At 30.2% G+C, this 18,785-nt stretch carries 22 protein-coding genes; 13 read left to right on the forward strand and 9 right to left on the reverse strand.

What is annotated here, in order from left to right:
• Nucleotides 1-4 precede the first annotated feature (4 nt).
• The 5 genes from A7L45_RS02555 to A7L45_RS02575 all read right to left on the reverse strand — a co-directional run bounded on the left by A7L45_RS02555 (nucleotide 5) and on the right by A7L45_RS02575 (nucleotide 4,273).
• Nucleotides 5-544 carry a FixH family protein gene (locus A7L45_RS02555; RefSeq protein ID WP_071611318.1) on the reverse strand — a complete coding sequence of 180 codons (540 nt, stop codon included), beginning with the start codon at nucleotides 542-544 and terminating at the stop codon, nucleotides 5-7.
• A 33-nt stretch (nucleotides 545-577) separates the two neighbouring features.
• The gene (locus A7L45_RS02560; RefSeq protein ID WP_071611319.1) at nucleotides 578-1,096 is read right to left on the reverse strand and encodes a DoxX family membrane protein; all 519 of its coding nucleotides are present in this window, start codon (nucleotides 1,094-1,096) and stop codon (nucleotides 578-580) included.
• Nucleotides 1,097-1,172: 76 nt separating this feature from the next.
• Complete coding sequence (locus tag A7L45_RS02565) at nucleotides 1,173-1,985, reverse strand: polyprenyl synthetase family protein (protein WP_071611320.1); 813 nt, start codon at nucleotides 1,983-1,985, stop codon at nucleotides 1,173-1,175.
• Nucleotides 1,986-2,221: 236 nt separating this feature from the next.
• Entirely contained in the window at nucleotides 2,222-3,589 is a 1,368-nt protein-coding gene (locus tag A7L45_RS02570; protein WP_071611321.1) for a sensor histidine kinase, read from the reverse strand.
• 3 nt (nucleotides 3,590-3,592) lie between these two features.
• Entirely contained in the window at nucleotides 3,593-4,273 is a 681-nt protein-coding gene (locus A7L45_RS02575; protein ID WP_071611322.1) for a response regulator transcription factor, read from the reverse strand.
• Nucleotides 4,274-4,495: 222 nt separating this feature from the next.
• Between A7L45_RS02575 and A7L45_RS02580 the strand changes: the two genes are divergently transcribed.
• From A7L45_RS02580 to A7L45_RS02610, 7 genes are all read left to right on the forward strand, one after another.
• Nucleotides 4,496-4,819 carry a hypothetical protein gene (locus tag A7L45_RS02580; RefSeq protein WP_071611323.1) on the forward strand — a complete coding sequence of 108 codons (324 nt, stop codon included), beginning with the start codon at nucleotides 4,496-4,498 and terminating at the stop codon, nucleotides 4,817-4,819.
• A 223-nt stretch (nucleotides 4,820-5,042) separates the two neighbouring features.
• Complete coding sequence (locus A7L45_RS02585; RefSeq protein WP_071611324.1) at nucleotides 5,043-5,723, forward strand: response regulator transcription factor; 681 nt, start codon at nucleotides 5,043-5,045, stop codon at nucleotides 5,721-5,723.
• Between the two features lie 2 nt (nucleotides 5,724-5,725).
• Nucleotides 5,726-7,135, forward strand: a complete 1,410-nt coding sequence (locus A7L45_RS02590) for a sensor histidine kinase (RefSeq protein ID WP_224616796.1) — start codon at nucleotides 5,726-5,728, stop codon at nucleotides 7,133-7,135.
• A gap of 74 nt (nucleotides 7,136-7,209) precedes the next feature.
• Nucleotides 7,210-7,584 carry a phosphatase PAP2 family protein gene (locus tag A7L45_RS02595; protein ID WP_071611325.1) on the forward strand — a complete coding sequence of 125 codons (375 nt, stop codon included), beginning with the start codon at nucleotides 7,210-7,212 and terminating at the stop codon, nucleotides 7,582-7,584.
• Between the two features lie 161 nt (nucleotides 7,585-7,745).
• Complete coding sequence (locus A7L45_RS02600; protein ID WP_071611326.1) at nucleotides 7,746-8,423, forward strand: DedA family protein; 678 nt, start codon at nucleotides 7,746-7,748, stop codon at nucleotides 8,421-8,423.
• A gap of 638 nt (nucleotides 8,424-9,061) precedes the next feature.
• Entirely contained in the window at nucleotides 9,062-10,255 is a 1,194-nt protein-coding gene (locus A7L45_RS02605; protein WP_071611327.1) for an O-antigen ligase family protein, read from the forward strand.
• 197 nt (nucleotides 10,256-10,452) lie between these two features.
• Nucleotides 10,453-11,472, forward strand: a complete 1,020-nt coding sequence (locus A7L45_RS02610) for a phosphodiester glycosidase family protein (protein WP_071611328.1) — start codon at nucleotides 10,453-10,455, stop codon at nucleotides 11,470-11,472.
• Between the two features lie 42 nt (nucleotides 11,473-11,514).
• On the opposite strand, the gene A7L45_RS02615 is transcribed toward A7L45_RS02610, so the two are convergent.
• Both A7L45_RS02615 and rbr read right to left on the reverse strand, forming a co-directional pair.
• Nucleotides 11,515-11,817, reverse strand: coding sequence for a hypothetical protein (locus A7L45_RS02615; RefSeq protein WP_071611329.1), 303 nt, complete (start codon nucleotides 11,815-11,817; stop codon nucleotides 11,515-11,517).
• Nucleotides 11,818-11,828: 11 nt separating this feature from the next.
• Nucleotides 11,829-12,368, reverse strand: coding sequence for a rubrerythrin (gene rbr, locus A7L45_RS02620; protein ID WP_071611330.1), 540 nt, complete (start codon nucleotides 12,366-12,368; stop codon nucleotides 11,829-11,831).
• A gap of 341 nt (nucleotides 12,369-12,709) precedes the next feature.
• Between rbr and A7L45_RS02625 the strand changes: the two genes are divergently transcribed.
• The 4 genes from A7L45_RS02625 to A7L45_RS02640 all read left to right on the forward strand — a co-directional run bounded on the left by A7L45_RS02625 (nucleotide 12,710) and on the right by A7L45_RS02640 (nucleotide 15,623).
• Nucleotides 12,710-13,885 (forward strand): SAM-dependent methyltransferase, encoded by a 1,176-nt coding sequence (locus tag A7L45_RS02625; protein WP_071611331.1) that lies wholly within the window; start codon nucleotides 12,710-12,712, stop codon nucleotides 13,883-13,885.
• Nucleotides 13,886-13,950: 65 nt separating this feature from the next.
• A complete protein-coding gene (locus A7L45_RS02630) occupies nucleotides 13,951-14,304 on the forward strand; it encodes a CidA/LrgA family protein (protein WP_071611332.1) in 354 nt (117 codons plus the stop codon).
• Nucleotides 14,297-14,998: an LrgB family protein gene (locus A7L45_RS02635; protein WP_071611333.1), complete on the forward strand. Its 702-nt coding sequence runs from the start codon at nucleotides 14,297-14,299 to the stop codon at nucleotides 14,996-14,998. Before A7L45_RS02630 ends, A7L45_RS02635 begins: the two co-directional genes overlap by 8 nt.
• 58 nt (nucleotides 14,999-15,056) lie before the next feature.
• Nucleotides 15,057-15,623, forward strand: a complete 567-nt coding sequence (locus tag A7L45_RS02640) for a hypothetical protein (RefSeq protein WP_071611334.1) — start codon at nucleotides 15,057-15,059, stop codon at nucleotides 15,621-15,623.
• 68 nt (nucleotides 15,624-15,691) lie between these two features.
• Here the strand turns inward: A7L45_RS02640 and A7L45_RS02645 are convergent, their stop codons facing one another.
• Both A7L45_RS02645 and A7L45_RS23660 read right to left on the reverse strand, forming a co-directional pair.
• On the reverse strand, nucleotides 15,692-16,183 hold the full coding sequence (locus A7L45_RS02645; RefSeq protein ID WP_071611335.1) for a hypothetical protein: 492 nt from the start codon (nucleotides 16,181-16,183) through the stop codon (nucleotides 15,692-15,694).
• A gap of 29 nt (nucleotides 16,184-16,212) precedes the next feature.
• The gene (locus A7L45_RS23660; RefSeq protein WP_071611336.1) at nucleotides 16,213-16,638 is read right to left on the reverse strand and encodes a hypothetical protein; all 426 of its coding nucleotides are present in this window, start codon (nucleotides 16,636-16,638) and stop codon (nucleotides 16,213-16,215) included.
• 253 nt (nucleotides 16,639-16,891) lie between these two features.
• Between A7L45_RS23660 and A7L45_RS02655 the strand changes: the two genes are divergently transcribed.
• Together A7L45_RS02655 and A7L45_RS23430 are read left to right on the forward strand one after the other, a co-directional pair.
• A complete protein-coding gene (locus A7L45_RS02655; RefSeq protein ID WP_071614830.1) occupies nucleotides 16,892-18,547 on the forward strand; it encodes an oleate hydratase in 1,656 nt (551 codons plus the stop codon).
• Between the two features lie 98 nt (nucleotides 18,548-18,645).
• Complete coding sequence (locus A7L45_RS23430) at nucleotides 18,646-18,783, forward strand: hypothetical protein (RefSeq protein ID WP_207647754.1); 138 nt, start codon at nucleotides 18,646-18,648, stop codon at nucleotides 18,781-18,783.
• Nucleotides 18,784-18,785: the final 2 nt, after the last annotated feature.

Here is an 18,785-nt window from a genome sequence, read left to right on the forward strand (position 1 = left end):
ATCTCTATGATTTAATAGATTTTTTCTTATTTATAGCAGCTATAACTAAAATAAGCACAACTACTCCTGAAAATACACCAATTATAAGAAAGTTAGGGCCTGATTTTTGAACATTAGCATTAAAATCAACGTTTTTTGCATTTTCTTGAAGTCCGAAAGTAGAGGTAACAATCCATTTGCCCGTACTTTTAAAGTCTATCATACCTGTATATTCGCCTTTTTTAGAACCTTCTTTTAAAGCAATTATCATGGGCGTATTTTCCGCTGTCATACCACTCATGCCCTTCATATCAGTAGAGTTGTCCATGGCTACAGTGATTTTTAAATTAGCGTTGGTTAAAGGTTTCTCGTTTTTATCAAGTAAGGAGAATGTAAATTCATTCTTTCCTAGTTTCAATTTTTCATTTTTAAAGGTTAAGGAAGCTTTTACACCATCAACCACTTTATCTGTTTGGGTACCAGTTGTAGATGCAAATGCCAAGGGTGAAACTGATAAGACTAATATTAATGTAAATACAAAGTTTTTTAATGTTTTTAATTTCATGTTTATTGAACCCCTTTCGTTCCAAAAATTATTTTATGATGAGATTAGATCAGAATTTGATTTTTTGTTAAAGACTTTTTTAATAATGGGTAATATAAAGTGGTCAAGCCCAATAGTATAGGCATTAACTCCAACAAATAAGAGTATGAATGCTGATGTATACATATTTGGATTTGTACTAGTAGTGCCAGCTAACATATAATTTAGGTTCATAAGTGCACCAGCGATAAGACCGACAACTGTAAGTGCACCTAGGATTAAGCTAATACCAACAAGAAGCTCACCGAATGCAACTAGATAACTAAATGTTACAGCATTTGGCAGTGCTATATTTTTTATAAAGTCCGCATACCATGACTGAACTGCGGGGTGAGCACCTGTTGCTTTAACTAACGCAGCTTTTAAAAATCCGGTTATACCAGCGCCTGCAGTGCTGCCAATCCATCCACCTCCAGTAACCTTTTCAAGGCCTGCAGAAATCCATTGGTAACCTAACCATATACGGAGTGCTGTCCATATGATGTTAAAGTATTTATGTTTAAGTAGTTTCATTTTAAAATCTCCTTCAATTTATATTTATTGTACTAGTTTAGAAAATTTAAAATTCTCATTATATTGGTTTCTCTTTTTAGTGAGAAAGATTAAGAATATAGTTCACAAGATTTATTAAACTTATTTTATAGGTCGAGTCCTCAAATATCTTAAGACACGATATTGCTTTATTTCCATACAATTTTGCATCTTTTGCGGAAATGTTTAGATTAGTATAAATATCTTTATCCATACAGTCATCCATCATCTGGTATGCCATTCCTAAATTTAATCCGTATTCTTCTAACCCAATTATTTGTTCTTTTGTTGCGCCAGAGAGTGATGCTGCAATTTTGCAACTAACAGACATAAATAATGCCGTTTTACCTTTAATAATATTCAAATAAATTTCACGAGTTGGTAACTCATTTTCTGCTTGAATCATTTCAGCTGCACACATGTTTTCAGTTAATTCGATTATAATTTGCTCATATTCTTTTGGTAGGGAATTAGCAATAGTAGAGAATGCTAAAGAATAAACAACATCACCTGCAAGTACTGCTATTTTATTACCATAAAGTTTATTTAGAGTTTTTTGACCACGCCTTAGAGTGTCGTTATCAAGGACATCATCATGTATTAAGCTAGCACTATGCATGAGCTCAAGGCCGGTAGCAAATTTAATTAACTGATTATTAGTATTTTGTGGTAGATTATTATCTATAAGACCTGACGAGAGTAAAGCTAGGATAGGACGAAGCCTTTTTCCAGGAATTTTAAAAAAATAACCTATAATTTCTGTTAAATAATTTGTACTTAGATTTTTACAGATTTTTTTTAGTTCTTCTTCAACAAGAATTAGATCTTTACCTACTGGATTATAAATATCATTAAACTGCAAATTTTTCATCACCCTCCTATATTTAGTAATTTATTAATATATCATTTTGAAGTGGCTGTTTTTTTAAAATTTTGTAAGTGCAATATGTAGTATATGAAAATGGTATGAAGATATTATGTAGAAAATATATTAAACTTGTTTTGTATAAAGCAAAAAGAGAAGCATTATGCTCCTCTTCTAACTTAATTATGGTTATAATTCAAGTGACTTTGATGTTTAAGATCCTTTGAATGTTTGGTTAATAATCACAAAACTCGATTAAAATATAAAATAAACACGCTGCCTTTTCCTTCTGCACTTTTTACTTCGATGTCTGCATTGTGGAGAGTCAATATATTTCGTACAATTGTAAGTCCTATCCCAGAGCCTTCTATTTCATGTCTACTTTTATCTCCTCGATAGAGTCTTTCAAATATATAAGGTAAATCCCCTTTTTTAATGCCAATACCTGTATCTTGAATTTTTAATATCACTTTTTTATCTGTTGTTTTTAAAGTAATGTTAATTTCGCCTTTAGAAGGTGTAAATTTAATCGCGTTTGAAAATAAATTAATAATTACTTGTTTTATTTTATCGGTGTCTCCCAAAATATTGCATTGGTTATTGATATTGCATTTTAATGTCATTTTGATATTTTTATTTTCTGATATTAGTTCGAATTCCTTTTCGACTAAAGTGAGGATATCTTTTAAAGAGATTATTTCCATATTTAAGGCTGCTTCTTCTCCTTCAATTTGTTTCAAGGTATTCAAATTGTCTATAAGCTTTCCAAATCTAATAACCTCATCGTTAAGATAGGTTAATCTTTCATTGTCTACTGGAAAAATACCATCAATCATAGCTTCAAAGTTGTTTTGAAGAATATTAAGGGGGGTTCTTACTTCATGAGATATATCTGATATTAATCTTTTTCTAATAGCGTCTTGATTTTGAAGGTTTTCTCCAAGTGTATTTATACTATTTCTTAAATTTTCAAGTTCTAAAATGCTACTTTTGTCATTGGACCGTGCACGATAGTTCCCATTTGAGAGATCAACTGAAATTTTAGAAACTTGCCTAAGAGGATTAGAAAATTGTTTTGAAATAAGCAAACTAATTAGTATTGTTATCAAAAGTGAGAGTATAATACTTAAAATAATACCCTTGTTTATTGATGTCTTGAAAGTGATATCATCACTGGTTAATAATACTGGACCATTTTGTCCTATGTCCACATACCCTATAATTTTATCTTTATATTTTATTTGGAGGGTTCTTAAAGTATATACGCCGTTACTTTTATGGGTCATAGTAGTATTAGTGTTATTAATTATGTCATTTGCATTCATTCCCCAAACAACTTTTTTATTTATATCCTTAAGAGTGAGGCAGTAATTATTCATATAGGCTTCATGCGCAATTTCTATTCCAGAAGTTTTTGACCACTTAGCATTCTTTTCATATACCGTTTCTAAATATTTTACTATTCCAGTGTCCCTCTTAGTTTGAATTTCAACTAAATACTTGTTAAAAGTTTTTGATATTGCTATATTTACAAAAAGTGTAGCTAAAAAGAGTGCTAATACGGATGTACATACTAGTATAATACTTAATCTTTTTCTTATGCTTTGCATAAATTAATCACCACCAAATTTATAACCGATTCTAGTAACTGTTATTATATATTTAGGATTTCTGCTATCCAATTCTATCTTTTTACGTAAATTTTTAATGTGTACATCTATGGTTCTATCAAAACCTTGAAAATCAATTCCCATAATTCTTTCAATGAGATGTTCTCTTGTAAATACTTTGCCACCGTTAGATGAAAGAATCTGTAATATGTCGAATTCATTTGGAGTAAGTGATATTTCTTCCCCTCGCACAAAAACTACCCTTTTGTCATAATTAATTTCTAAATCTCCATTGTCATAAACCATTGTTTCAGATTTATTTATATTAATCCTTCTAAATAAAGCATTTACTCTTGCGGTTAATTCTCTTGGACTAAACGGCTTAACCAAGTATTCATCTGCCCCAAGGTTTAATCCTTCTATCCTATCCTCTAAGGTGCTTTTGGCAGTGAGCATAAATATGTGTACCTCTGAAATATTTCTTAAAATGCTGCAGACCTCTTCTCCAGATATGTCTGGTAACATCAGGTCTAATATAACTAAATTAAATTCAATTCTCTCGAAAAGTTTTATTGCATCTAAACCCTTTGTAGTGGTATATATGCTATAGCCTTCTTTTTCAAGATATGCTTTTAGTATTTCTGAGATCTTTTCCTCGTCTTCAATAATCAATATATTATTCAAGTTTATACACTCCTTGTATAATGTAGTTGTAATAATTACTAATGCCATAATAACTATTAATATCATCAGGCTTAGTATTATAATTATCTTATTTATAATACATTAAACTCTTCAAGTCAATGCAATATGTTCGATATAAACTATATTTTATAATTAAATGGGTAAACTATATAATGCACGCTATGCATATAGTGTAGTTTTATATATGAAGGGAGAATATTTATGGGTGAAAAAGATTTAGAAAAAGCAGAAAAAAATAAAAATACTATTGAAATTACAATCCCTTTTAACGGTAATATTTCAGGCGCTAATGTAGGTTCAAACTCTTCAGATGATGATACTTCGAAAAAGAAACAAAAGAGTGATCAATCAGATGATGATAATCCCAAAGAAGGACAGATGAGTAGTAAGGCAGATTCAGGCGATTTTTCTAATGTGGATTCTTCACAAAAGGGAAAAAAGAGTAATAAATCAGAAGAAAGTAATATTTCTGTTGACGCTACTTCAAAAAAAGGACAAATGATAATTAATATATCAGAAAAGTAATAGTTTCAAAAGAATAATCATAGTTTATATTTCATGTAAAAAATGCATATGAGAAATCATATGTATTTTTTACATGTTATTTATTTTATTAATATAATAGTATTAATAAGAATGAGCATATATGAAATACTCATAAACATGGCTAAGACTAGGAAGATAGTGTATATTAGTAGTATATGGAATCTATTTTATTACTAGATTATCGTAAAAGGAAGGTGCTATTTTGAAGGATTTTAGAATTCTTTTAGTGGAAGATGAAAGGCTAATGTCAACATTTATTGAAATGGAATTGAGTCATGAAGGATATAAGGTTGATGTTGCTTATGATGGACAAGAAGGTTTAACTATATCTGAGGAAAATGAGTATAATTTAATACTTCTCGATGTTATGTTGCCAGGGCTTAATGGAATTGAGGTTTGTAGAAGAATAAGACAGGTGTCAATCGTACCTGTAATTATGCTTACTGCAAAGAGTGATATATCAGATAAGGTTTTAGGATTAGATGTAGGTGCAAATGATTATCTTACAAAACCATTTGCAATAGAAGAACTATTAGCAAGAATTAGGGTGTATCAAAGAGATACATCTATAGGGAATAAGAGCGATGAGATTAAAGTGAAAGATATAGTTATGGACAATAAAGCGCATAATGTTAAGAGGGGCAGCAAAGAAATTGAACTTACAAAAAAAGAGTTTGACCTTTTAGAAACGCTTTTAATAAACAAAAATGTTGTACTTACAAGAGTACAATTAATTGAGAAGGTATGGGGTTATGACTATATAGGGGATACTAATGTTGTAGATGTATTTATAAGATATTTACGATGTAAAATTGATGATGGCTTTGAGGATAAACTTATAACCACTGTAAGAGGGGTAGGATATGTTGTTAAAGGTGAGTAACCATGGATTTTAAAATTATGGGTTCTAAAATTATGAATTTGAAAATGATCAAAAGTGCAAAAATATCTTTGAAATTAACGGTGATTTATGCTGTAATGTTCTCATTAATATTACTTATTTTAAATGCTTCTATTCTATATGGTATAAAGTACTACTTGTACGGCCAGGCAAATAAACAAATAGAAGATGTCAAAACAAAAGTATTAAATAATATCGTATCTCGGAATGAACATGGAGATTTGTCAAATAAAGAACTTGTTTCAGATGTTACTTCAGAACAAAATATATCAATAAGAATACTAAGGCAAGATGGCAAAATACTAAATAAATCAAAAGAATTTAATTATAATATTATAAGCAAAGAACCTTTTGATAAAATAAGAAAAAGTAAAGAAGATGATAAACACCTAGTATATAAAATTTTAAAAATTGAAACCCAAAAATATGGAGTCATTTATATTCAAATAGTTAAGTGGATGTGTAATGAATATGACTTTATGCAAATTCTATTTATTTTAATGGCGATAGCTGATTTTATAGGGATGATTGCTTCAATTATATTAGGGTACATCATAAGTAAAAAGATGTTAGAACCTATTGATCAAATAACTAAAGCTGCTGATAATATTAGTATTAATAATTTATTGGGAAGAATAGAGGTTACAGGTCCTGATGATGAACTTAAAAGATTGGGTATAACTTTTAATAAAATGATAGATAGGCTTCAAGAATCTTTTAATAGGCAAATTCAGTTTGTGTCTGATGCATCGCATGAACTTAGAACTCCTATTGCAGTTATACAAGGGTATGCAAACCTAATCGATAGATGGGGTAAAGATGACAGAGAAGCCTTGGAAAAATCTATTCACGCTATAAAACTAGAAACTAGTAATATGGCAAATTTAGTTGAGAAATTATTGTTTATCGCTAAAGGGAGCAGCGGAAATCAAAGAATTGAGAAAGGAGATTTCTTGCTTAATGATCTTATTTGTGAAGTGATTAGGGAAACTAAACTTATAGATCATAGTCATATAATATCAAGTTACAAAAATGATTCTATTAGTATATTTGCAGATTATAAAATGATGAAGCAGATGCTTAGGATATTAATTGATAATAGTATTAAATTCACCCCAGAAAAAGGCACAATAGATATAAGTTCAGAAATCCATTGTGATACAGTAAAAATTACCGTTAGTGATAGTGGCATGGGAATACCAGAAGATGAAATACAAAATATATTTGAAAGATTTTATACTGTTGATAAATCTAGATCTAAAGAAAAAGGTGGTACTGGTCTTGGACTATCTATTGCAAAATTAATAGTGGATGTACATAAAGGAACTATAAGTGCAGAAAGCACGGAAGGTTTTGGAACAAAGATAATTGTAATATTAAACATTAATTATTAAGTTAAATCTAATATTGCACCTACGAAGGAGATAATTTAATGTGATTTTAATCTTGCAAATATACTATATAAGATATGGGGGACATTACGGAATCTCCTAGCAATCAAAGGAGGAAGGGTGATGAGATACTGAAAAATGTATTTAAACGTTTGCGACCATCGGACACTATGCCAACAATGAACCATTTAATAGCGAGGCCATTATCTTATTCATTTCCATCAGGGCACTCTATGTCGTCATTTGCAGTTGCGGGCGTGCTTGCGAAATATTTTAAAAAGTATGGTATTGAAATTATAAGTTTAGCATCTTTGATAGCTTTTTCTAGGGTATATTTATATGTACATTATCCTACAGATGTTTTAGTAGGTGCAATTTTAGGGCTTGTATGTAGTGCTTTAGTAATTTATATATTTAATAATATAAAGAATAATTCCAAGGCTAGTATATAAGAAGTTTGTGATTTTTAAAATGGGGGCGAAATTTTACATTCTGTAATATTATTATGATATTAGCTTAAAGGGTGATATTTTTTAATCAAATTTTAATCTTATAGATATATAATACTAGCATCAAGACATCTACATAAGTATTAATAACGAGGAGAGAAAATATGGATATTTTAATCAACTTTATAAACGTAATAATGCATATTGATAAGTATTTAACTTTAATGGTTCAACAGTATGGTATGTTAACATACGGAGTCCTTTTTTTAATTATATTTATTGAAACGGGTTTAGTAATTACACCATTTTTGCCAGGTGATTCAATGTTATTCGCGGCAGGAGCACTAGCAGGAATTGGATCAATGAATATATTTACCCTCCTAATAATAACATATCTTGCGGCTATACTTGGAGATACTGCTAATTATTTTATTGGCAAAAAGATTGGTAAAAAGATACTCGCAAAAGAAAAAGTAAGGTTTATAAATAAGGAGTATTTAATAAGGGCTCAGGAATTTTATGAAAAACATGGCTCAATGACAATAGTAATTGCAAGATTTATTCCTATAATTAGAACTTTCGCACCTTTTGTAGCTGGTATTGGCAAAATGAATTATTCTAAGTTTGTACCATATAATATTGTTGGCGGAGGACTTTGGGTAAGTTTATTTTTAGGTGGAGGGTATTTCTTTGGTAATCTATCATTTGTAAAAACTCATTTTTCTTATATGTTAGTAGCTATAATAATAATTTCATTATTGCCTGGAGTTATAGTGTTTATAAAAGAAAAGAGGAAAAAAAATGAAGACAATGAAGATGAGGTTCAGAGCACTGAAATTTAATAACATTAGTATTAAGAATAATATTATAGCTTACATGCATGAAAATAGTATTTGAAGCTTTATAGTGAATTATAATACATAGGCTCACATATAGAAGAAAGAGGCGTTAAGATGTATATGAAAATTGGCAACGAAATATAAAAAATTGATGATTATATTCTATTTTTTATTAAAAAGTATGGACAAAATAGATATTTAGATATTATAATGCCTATAGTTACATTTATGGGGAATATGGGGTTATTTGGTTTATAATATCTATTGCTTTAATATTAGATAAGCCATATAGGATAATTGGGAATTGAGTAATTCTAACATTAATTATAAGTACTATTGTTGGTGAAGGGATAATGAAACACATAGTACGACGAGTTAGGCCTTGCAATAAGCGGGATTATGTTAGGAATATTATGTTCGAAAATAATTTTTATTATTTTGCAACAAGGATATAACAGTTCAATTCAACAGATACTTATAAATGTAAAATAAAGTGTGACATTTTAGTTATTGTAATGGGCTGCTGCGGAGCATTACAAGTTATAAAGGGAATGTTTTTTTCGCAGGTAGGTAAGGCTAATAGAAAATAGTTGTTATATTTTTGGTTAGGCTTGTTTGATTATAGGTGAAGGTGGTTTATTATGTCTATTTTAGTTTTTTTAACAGTTATTTCTCCTTATACGACAATACTACCAATGATATATATGCTATATATGGTATTATTTAAAAAAGTAAGCATACACAAAAATCATTGGAATATAGGACTTTGTTTACTTTTTATTTGGTCTTTAATAGTAGGAGTTATAAATTATAGTTTTTCATCAATTGTTGTATCTTTTGCTCTTTTTATGTATTTATGTGTTAGCATTTTTTTACAAAATTATTGTAAAAATGAAAGTATAGTGGAAAAGATATATATGCATTTAGTATCATTTTCACTGATTTCAGTTATTTTTGGAATTATTGAGAAAGTTATATATGTTTATTTTAATATTAATATTTGGTCGAGATTTCTTCAAATTACATCTCAGCCAGTAGTTAATGATAGGATATACAGTACCTTTGGAAATCCCAATGTAGCCGGTAATTGGTTTGCCATAATGATTATTGTAGGTCTTCATTTTTGTAGTATTAAATCTAAAACAACAAAATTATTTTATAGAGTAGCAACACTCTTGTTTGTTATTGCATTGTATTTAACGGGATCGCGTGGTGCTTTTATTGGTCTATTATGCGGACTTTTTATTTTTTATCTACTTAAAGGCAGTAAAAAGGATATGTGGCTGTTTATAACAATATTCATAATTACAGCGGCAGTTACTTTTATGCCATCGGAGATTTCAAAAAACGTAACGGCACATGGGTTTGATGATTCATTTATTAGTCGTCTTGGAATATGGAAAGGATGTTTAAAAATGATAAGGATTAAGCCCTTTACGGGTTGGGGGCTTATGGGGATTACAGAGCATGGGGCAGACTTTATGAAAGGTTATTTTTATGCAACGTTATACCATGGTCATAATATCTGGATTACGATTATGACAACACTAGGAGGCGTTGGGCTTTTAATATATGCTTATTTGAAAATCAATTTATTTAGAAATTTGAAGATACTTTATGCACAAAAGTGTAGGATAGTTCCAATGCTAGCAGGCATTCAAGCGATAATAATCGGGCATGGATTGGTTGATTTCACAATGATTGCGCCTCAAACTGGGTTATTATTTATAGCTAGTTCAGCTATAATAAGTTCTCTTGTAAAGCAAAATAATAGTTCATCGCTTTATGATGATTCGAATGATTCTAATCATGAAAAATCATCGAAAATTAGTTAGGTATATTTACAAAAGCATCCAGATAACAGCTTAGTCTGTTATCTGGATGCTTTTTATTATAGGAAATTATATTAGTCTATATAAAAAATAACATGCATGTAACCTATAAAACAAATCATATAATATATAGAGTTATAGTTCCCTATTTCGAATCTTTGAAATTATAGAATAAGGTATTACATAAAAGGAAGGGGAGTATGAAAACAATAAATAAAAAAGAAAAAGGTAAAATGAGTAAAAGCAGATTAGTTCTATTATTTATTATATTTCAAATTGTTTTCACAATAATCACAGGGCCATTTATGATTTATTATGGCCCGTTTAAAAATGTAAGATCCACGGTTGTAGGTTCTGCAATGACTACTTATACCTTACAATGGCTAGTGACATCATTTTTATCTGATGATAAAATAAACAAAATTATGAGGCAGCAGAAGGTGGATATTATAATTCAAGATAATTCACATGGAATAGGAACAGGCGTAAAGGTAAAAAATAAAAATGATAAAAGTGTTACAAGGTATGAAATAGTGGGGACTAAATTTAAGGGATATCTGCTAGTAATTAATGATCCAACCAGAGTGAAAGTGGGATATAGTAGCATGATCGGCAAGGAAGGGGAATTAACTAGTGATATTGCAAGAAGTAATAATGCCATTGCAGCCATTAATGGTGGAGGGTTTACAGATAAAAGCGCGGGATCACTTTGGACAGGGACTGGGGCAAATCCAGCTGGAGTTATAATGTCTGGTGGGAAGATTATTTATAATGGTATAAATAATGACAATGAAAAAATAGAAATTATAGCGTTAACTAAATTGGGAAAGTTATTAGTTGGTACTTATACAATAAAAGAAATGATGAAATTTGGGGTGAGTGAGGCAGTGTCCTTTGGCCCTGCCATGATAGTTAATGGATTTAAGACAATAAACCATGGGAATGGTGGTTGGGGAATTGCACCTAGAACATGTATAGCACAAAGAAAGGATGGAGCAATATTATTTCTAGTTATTGACGGTAGACAGATACGTAGTTTAGGGGCTACTCTAAGAGAGGCACAAGACGTATTATATGATCATGGAGCTTATAATGCCGCTAATTTAGATGGAGGCTCATCCTCTACATTATTTTATGATGATGAAGTTATAAACAATCCTTGTGATAGTTTGGGAGAAAGATCTGTACCTTCAATTATATATGTAGAAAATAGGAAATAGGAAATATATAAGGCAATCTAAATAGAGGTTGCCTTATAAATATTATCTAGTGTTATCATTTACGTATTCTTCATCAACCTCGTAAAAAAGATCTTCATTTATAGTTCTGTATCTGTTATAGAGTTCGCTAGCTTCTATATTGTACATTGAGCCATGATTATCATTGTACTCATTATTTTGAGGAAGGGTGTAGTTATCGCTATGAACATCACTGTACTCATCATTAAAAGGAACATTTAACTCAGCATTGTAAAAAGCGTTGCAACGGGTGTTACATTCATCTTCATATGAAAACATTACAGGTGCTACTGGCACTAAATAGTAAGTAGGATAGTAAATTATCATATTCACCCCTCCTATTTGTAGTCTTCGCAATAGATTTTAAAGTAAGCTCTTGGAAACTTACATAGTGGACAAAAGGCAGGTGCTTCTTTTCCAATATGAATATATCCACAATTCATACATTGCCATTTTACATCAGTGTTTCTTTTAAATATCATGCCTGCTTCAAGATTTTCATATATTTTCATAAACCTCATCTCATGATTTCCTTCTACTTCTTGTAATTCCTTATAGAAATTTGCAATTTCAGTAAAACCTTCTGCACGGGCTTCTTTTTCAAATTGTTTATATAGGTTATTACTTTCATGAGCTTCTCCCTCGGCCGAATCTTTTAAATTATCTGCTGTATTTTTATTCATCTTAAGAAATCTATTAAAAACTTCTCTTGCATGAGCCTTTTCGTTGTTCGCAGTAGCTTCAAAAATAGAGGCTATATATTCATACCCTTCATTTTCTGCCTTTTCAGCATAAGATGTATATTTATTTCGTGCTCTTGACTCTCCGGCAAAAGTACTGAGAAGATTTCTTTCAGTCTTGCTACCATTTAATTGCATTAATATTCCTCCATTAAGTAATTTCTCTTCTTTATTATATTATTCGTTATGGGGTTAAAGGTTACCTTAAAAAAAGTAACACTAAAGAAAGAATTGCATTTGATCATAGAGAATAATTAGAAAAGTAAGTAAACGAGAGGTTTATGTATAAAAGAAAATATGATTACCGTTTACTAAGCTAAAATTTTAGATAGTTCGTTTTTGACCTCTAGCTAAAAAAATGTTATACCTATATAATAGGTTGTTATTTTTTGTAATAGAATAACAAATTAATGGTACACTTTATTTAGTATTTGTTATTTTTAAAACTATATAAACAATTAATAAAGGAGTGATATATTTTGATTACAGATAAATTATTTTATAAAACTTTATTAAAAAGCATGTTTTCAGATCCATTTGAAATTAGGTTTTGGGATGGTGATGAGGAAAAGTACGGTGAAGGTGAGAGCAAATTTAAAATCATTCTTAATGAGCCGATACCAAAAGGTGATATTATAAATAATCCTTCAATAGCTCTCGGAGAAGGGTATATGACTAAAAAATTAGAGGTAGTAGGTAGTGTACAGTCTGTGATTGAATCTTTATATAATAATAAGGAAAGTTTTTTAAAAAAGAGTGCGAAATATCAACATTTAATAAAAAAGATAAAAAATAGTATAAAAAGAAGTAAAGACAATATAGAATTTCATTATGATATCGGTAATGATTTTTATAAACTATGGTTGGATGATACTATGAGCTATTCTTGCGGATACTTTAAAAATGATACTGATTCCTTATATCAGGCTCAAATTAATAAAATAAATCATATTTTGAAAAAATTAAATTTAAAAGAAGGACAAACTCTACTTGATATAGGTTGTGGCTGGGGAGAACTAATAATAACAGCTGCGAAACAATATAAGGTGAAAGCTATTGGTATTACTTTAAGTGAAGAGCAGTTTGAAAAGGTAAATGAAAGAATAAAAGCAGAAGGACTAGAAGATTTAGTTGAAGTAAAACTTGAAGATTACAGGGAGTTAAAAAATTTAAAGTTTGATAGAATTGTCAGTATAGGAATGCTAGAGCATGTAGGACTAGATAACTTATCTGAATATTTTCACGTAGTGAATAGTTTATTGAATGATAAAGGTCTGTCTTTAGTCCATTGTATAACAGGAATAAATGAAGGTGGTACAAATACATGGATAGACAAATATATTTTTCCAGGTGGACATGTGCCAGCAATTAAAACTATTATTTCAGATATAGCAGAGCAAGAATTTGAATTAATTGATATAGAAAGTCTTAGAAGACATTATGGTAAGACACTCGAACATTGGGCTGAAAACTTTGAAAATGCTCTTCCTATAATATCGAAGAGTAAGGATGAAACATTTATAAGAATGTGGAGATTGTACTTGAATTCTTGCGCTGCATCATTTAATTGTGGTAATATTAATCTTCATCAGATATTATTCGCCAAAGGAGTAAATAATGATTTACCTTTGACAAGAGAATACTTATATAAATAAAAAAACATATAAATGAGTTATCGATTTTCGTGTATTACAATATTTCATAATGAGTAGGTGAAAGAATGAGGTATTTAAGACAATTAATGATTGTTTTAATTCCATATGTTTTAGGAACTGTATTACAACTAACATTAAAATTACCAATTCCAGGATCTGTTATTGGACTTATTTTATTGTTTTTAGGATTACAAATAGGAATAGTTAAAATTGAAATGATAGAAGAGCTTTGCGAGTTTCTTTTATCAAATATGTCATTTTTATTTATTCCTGCTGGGGTAGGGCTAATGACTGCATTTGGTGTATTAAAGGGTAAATGGATACCATTTATGGTTATAGTTATTTTTTCCACATGTGTAGTGTGGATTGTAACAGCACTCGTAGTTAAAATTTTAAGGAAAGGACGTTTACATGAATGATTTAATTACTTCACCAGTTTTTGGTGTAATAACATCTCTTATTGCTTATGAAATTGGACTTTATATAAAGAAAAAAGGCAGACTTTCAATTTTTAATCCACTTATGATAGCCGTTATTATATTAATATTATTTCTTACAAAGTTTCATATCAAATATGAGGATTATAACAAGGGAGGACAAATAATTTCGTTTTTTTTATTCCCCGCAACAGTTGCGTTAGCCTTGCCAATGTATAAAAAGTTTGTATTATTTAAAGAAAATGCTACACCAATACTTATAGGAATTTTTAGTGGAGCCGTTTCGGGTTTTATAAGTGTAGTATTACTTTCAAAATTATTTGGATTAACAGATGTACTTATTAAATCTTTAATGCCTAAATCTATAACAACACCTATAGGAATAGCTTTGTCAAAGCAGTTGGGTGGACTTCAATCAATTACAGTTGTAGCGATAATTATTACAGGTATTATAGGTTCAATTGGAGGACCATTCTTATATAAAATTTTCAAAATTAATGATAAAGTTGCCCTAGGAATTGCTATGGGGTCATCAGCTCATGCACTCGGAACAGCGAGAGCTATGGAAATAGGGGAAGTTGAGGGAGCGATGAGTGGGTTAACTATGGCTATTTCAGGAGTAGTGACTGTTCTATTGTACCCTATTTTATGGAATATATTTTTGAAGTTATTCTAAGAGTTTCGAAGAAGATAACTTGTAGCTTCGAAGAAGATAACTAGGAGGGATTATAGTTATGAAAAAGGTTGAAGAAAAAGGACCACTAAATAAATTATTTAATTCGATAGACAACTTATTATCAGATGAGAAAGAGCAAAACTTAAGAAGTAAGCTCGGAAAAGAAATACGAAAATGTATTTTTACTGATGACATAGTAGAGAAACTTAATGAGAATGATTTTTCAGGAATGGTTGAGGAAGAAGGAGAATCCATAGTACTTTTTTCTATGATATTCCCTATTTTCGTTGAGAAAAATGGTGTTATTTTTAGGTTGTATAAGCATAAAGTTGAAGTAGATTTATCAGATGAAATGAGTGATAGATATATTTATATATTCTCAGATGGAAGACTTACATCAGGTCTATTTCAATGTTTTAAACTTTATGACGACGAATATATGTATGGAGTGAAAAAAATAATAGATATTATTCCAAGTTTTAAGGATACCATAAAAGAGGCACTTGTAACTTTAAATAATAATGAAGTGTTCACTAAAGAGGAAATGGGAACATTTAAGGAAAGAGAAACAATTGCTAAAAATAATTTTAAAGAATTATTTGAGAGCTTAAATGAGTTTAAGTAAGTGTATGTATATTATGGAAATAACAAAGGAGGAGCCTAGGCTTCTCCTTTGTTATTTTTATTAAAAATTTAGCACATAACAATAATTTTATAGGGAATTGTTTGTGCTGGTATACTCCTTGTGGTAGCTCCATAAACAACAATTAGATTCCGGTTTGTTGGGCTTTTGGTAAATGATTGCCCGTTTTCTAGCACTATCTGCGTCCAAGGGGCAATGTTTAAATTTAAATTATTATCGCTACTTACAAGATTATTGTTAAAATAGTCTACTTTTACATTTTGATAAAGTGAATCCTTTGCAATAACGATTGCTCTAAATTGTGGCGGAAAAATGAGAACAATAGGTGCATTTGCATCATAAAAGCCAGTTACAATATCACCGAGTCTCACCATTACGTGGTCCACAAAGTAAGTTGCTGGTTCAACTACGAAATTCACTAAATTTCCATATCCATCTTCTACAGACATTAATTTATAACAACCTGCATTTTTTCCAGTTTCATCTATCCAGAAATCATTAATCATTGTAATTACTCCGTGAAAAGGTTGAAAGTTCTTCATACTAACTCCTCAATTCTTTAATTACTAATTTAAAAACATTGGAAACTACTAATTTCCCTAAGATCCATTCCAAAATATCTCCAAGTATTTCTATACCAGCGAAAACCAGATACAGATCTAGGACCAACAAATGTAAGCCATGCCCAGAATCCTCTGCCTCTTTTTGGCCATATATATACAAATCTACGAAGGCAAGGCCTAATTGCACCTTGATCTATAAGGGGAGTAGCACCAAATTGTTGAACCTTAGGTTCAGGCGGTGTAAAGTTTGGAGCTGAAGAGGGTGGTCTGCCTGAAGATGGACCTCCTTGGGGACCGCTTTGAGGACCTCCTTGGGGAAATGGTGGAAAGGGATTCATTTGCCTATAGGGACATGATAATGGAAAATATTGAGATTCTTGTTCATAAGTATTGTTTAAACTAAATGATTTGATAGCATCTTCATCGATATACATTAAATTAACTCCTTAAAGTATTTACAATACAATATATGGTTAAAGTGATGATTTTGTTATTTAAATTTTAAATTTTTTTAAGTATACAGTTTAGGATATATGTATATTTTTTAGACAGTCTTATGATATTGATTGTATAAAATTATAGGGATTAGATTTATATTATATATATGGCAAGCTAATAACTTGATATATGTAAATTTAAAGTAGTTTTATGGGAGAGTACATGATTTTAAAAATGGAGGGTGTTAAAATGAAATTCAATTTTGATCAAACTATTGATGTAGAAAAAACAAATGCTTATATGGTTGGTGCTGGACTTGCATCAATGGCAGCTGCGATATATTTAATCAGAGATGGACATGTTCCAGGAAAAAATATTCATATATATGAAGAATTAGACATAACAGGTGGAAGTATGGACGGAAATGGTAATGCAAAGGATGGTTATGTAATCCGTGGTGGAAGAATGTTTGATAGAGAAGCTTATGCTTGTACGTTTGGAATAATGGAAAGTATTCCTTCATTAACTGATCCTAAAGTTTCAATAATGGATGAATTTAATGCTTTTAATAAAGAGATTCATACTCATGCAAAAGCTAGGTTAATAGATAATGATGCTAATATATTAGATGTATCGACTTTAGGATTTAATCGCGAAGATAGAATGGCATTAATGGATATAATGATTAACTCTGAAGATTCTTTAGGAACAAAAACTATTAAAGAGTGTTTCCCAGAAGCATTCTTTAAGACAAATTTCTGGCTTCAGTGGACTACACTCTTTGCATTTGAGACTTGGCATAGTGCTGTAGAACTTAAGAGATATCTTCATAGATTTATTCAAGAATTACCACGACTTAAAGATTTATCTGGAATACGTCGTACACCATACAATCAATATGATTCAATGTTATTACCTATGACAAAATGGTTAAGATCACAAGGGGTTAATTTCGAATTAAACTGCAGAGTAACTGATTTAGAATTTAAACCATCGGATACTGAAACTACAGTTACGGCCTTTAAATGTCTTAAAAATGGAAAAGAAACTAGAATAGAGGTCGGCGCTTGCGATTTAGCATTTGTTACTATTGGTTCATTAACAGCGGGTACTAGCCTTGGATCAATGACTAAACCAGCAATAATTAATGACAAGCATGTAGGTGGAGCATGGGATCTTTGGGAGAAAATTGCAGATGGTCGTCCTGAGTTTGGTAATCCAAAGGTTTTTGATGAACGAGTTGAGGAATCAATGTGGGAGTCTTTCACAGTTACGCTTAAGGATCCAACAATGTATAAGAAAATAATAGAATTCTCAGGTAATCAGCCAGGAACTGGTGCCCATATGACATTTAGAGATTCTGCATGGCTCATGACAATAGTTTTGCATAATCAACCACATTTTATTGGTCAAGCTGATGAAATACAAATTATTTGGGGTTATTCTTTATTCCCATACGCAAAAGGTGATTTTATAAAGAAGAGAATGGTAGATTGTAGCGGCGAGGAAATATTAGCTGAGGTATTATATCACTTAAACTTTAAAGATGATATGAAGAAAATTATAGAAACATCTATTTGTATACCATGTATATTACCGTTTACAACAGCACAATTTTTAACTAGGGCAAAGGGTGATAGACCTCAAAATATTCCAGAAGGTTCAACTAATTTAGCATTGCTTGGACAATTTTGTGAAATAAAAGATGACGTAGTATTTACAATGGATTATTCAGTAAGAGGTGCACAAATTGCTGTTTATAAATTCTTAAATCTAAATAAGAGACTTACTCCTATTTATAAAGGACAACATGATGTACGTGTAATGCTTAATTCTGTACTTGAAATGATGAAAGATGATAATTTAAGTAAGGAATTACTTGCAATAAAATCTTTGTTAAAATAATTTAAATAATGGAAGGAAGTCATAAGCTCTTAATTTAAAAGCTTATGGCTTCCTTTTTATGTGTTTTATTTTGATGTGGGTATAAAAATGTAAGCTTAATGTTTATTTATTACAATTCAATAGCTTTTAAGTTGTATGTACTTATGTTTAATGGTAACATTGTATTTATAAAAAAGGGCAGTACTAAAGAAAGTGATAAAAGTAATTTATTCAAAATAATTATGAATATTGAATAGGA

The organism is Clostridium estertheticum subsp. estertheticum (genome assembly GCF_001877035.1).
GTDB lineage: Bacteria > Bacillota > Clostridia > Clostridiales > Clostridiaceae > Clostridium_AD > Clostridium_AD estertheticum.

Excerpts from the sequence above, each read along its gene's own strand:
- A7L45_RS02555 (WP_071611318.1), bottom strand. The coding sequence starts at position 544 with ATGAAATTAAAAACATTAAAAAACTTTGTATTTACATTAATATTAGTC.
- A7L45_RS02560 (WP_071611319.1), bottom strand. The coding sequence starts at position 1,096 with ATGAAACTACTTAAACATAAATACTTTAACATCATATGGACAGCACTC.
- A7L45_RS02565 (WP_071611320.1), bottom strand. The coding sequence starts at position 1,985 with ATGAAAAATTTGCAGTTTAATGATATTTATAATCCAGTAGGTAAAGAT.
- A7L45_RS02570 (WP_071611321.1), bottom strand. The coding sequence starts at position 3,589 with ATGCAAAGCATAAGAAAAAGATTAAGTATTATACTAGTATGTACATCC.
- A7L45_RS02580 (WP_071611323.1), top strand. The coding sequence starts at position 4,496 with ATGGGTGAAAAAGATTTAGAAAAAGCAGAAAAAAATAAAAATACTATT.
- A7L45_RS02590 (WP_224616796.1), top strand. The coding sequence starts at position 5,726 with ATGGATTTTAAAATTATGGGTTCTAAAATTATGAATTTGAAAATGATC.
- A7L45_RS02595 (WP_071611325.1), top strand. The coding sequence starts at position 7,210 with ATGGGGGACATTACGGAATCTCCTAGCAATCAAAGGAGGAAGGGTGAT.
- A7L45_RS02600 (WP_071611326.1), top strand. The coding sequence starts at position 7,746 with ATGGATATTTTAATCAACTTTATAAACGTAATAATGCATATTGATAAG.
- A7L45_RS02605 (WP_071611327.1), top strand. The coding sequence starts at position 9,062 with ATGTCTATTTTAGTTTTTTTAACAGTTATTTCTCCTTATACGACAATA.
- A7L45_RS02610 (WP_071611328.1), top strand. The coding sequence starts at position 10,453 with ATGAAAACAATAAATAAAAAAGAAAAAGGTAAAATGAGTAAAAGCAGA.
- A7L45_RS02615 (WP_071611329.1), bottom strand. The coding sequence starts at position 11,817 with ATGATAATTTACTATCCTACTTACTATTTAGTGCCAGTAGCACCTGTA.
- rbr (WP_071611330.1), bottom strand. The coding sequence starts at position 12,368 with ATGCAATTAAATGGTAGCAAGACTGAAAGAAATCTTCTCAGTACTTTT.
- A7L45_RS02630 (WP_071611332.1), top strand. The coding sequence starts at position 13,951 with ATGAGGTATTTAAGACAATTAATGATTGTTTTAATTCCATATGTTTTA.
- A7L45_RS02635 (WP_071611333.1), top strand. The coding sequence starts at position 14,297 with ATGAATGATTTAATTACTTCACCAGTTTTTGGTGTAATAACATCTCTT.
- A7L45_RS02640 (WP_071611334.1), top strand. The coding sequence starts at position 15,057 with ATGAAAAAGGTTGAAGAAAAAGGACCACTAAATAAATTATTTAATTCG.
- A7L45_RS02645 (WP_071611335.1), bottom strand. The coding sequence starts at position 16,183 with ATGAAGAACTTTCAACCTTTTCACGGAGTAATTACAATGATTAATGAT.
- A7L45_RS23660 (WP_071611336.1), bottom strand. The coding sequence starts at position 16,638 with ATGTATATCGATGAAGATGCTATCAAATCATTTAGTTTAAACAATACT.
- A7L45_RS02655 (WP_071614830.1), top strand. The coding sequence starts at position 16,892 with ATGAAATTCAATTTTGATCAAACTATTGATGTAGAAAAAACAAATGCT.
- A7L45_RS23430 (WP_207647754.1), top strand. The coding sequence starts at position 18,646 with ATGTTTATTTATTACAATTCAATAGCTTTTAAGTTGTATGTACTTATG.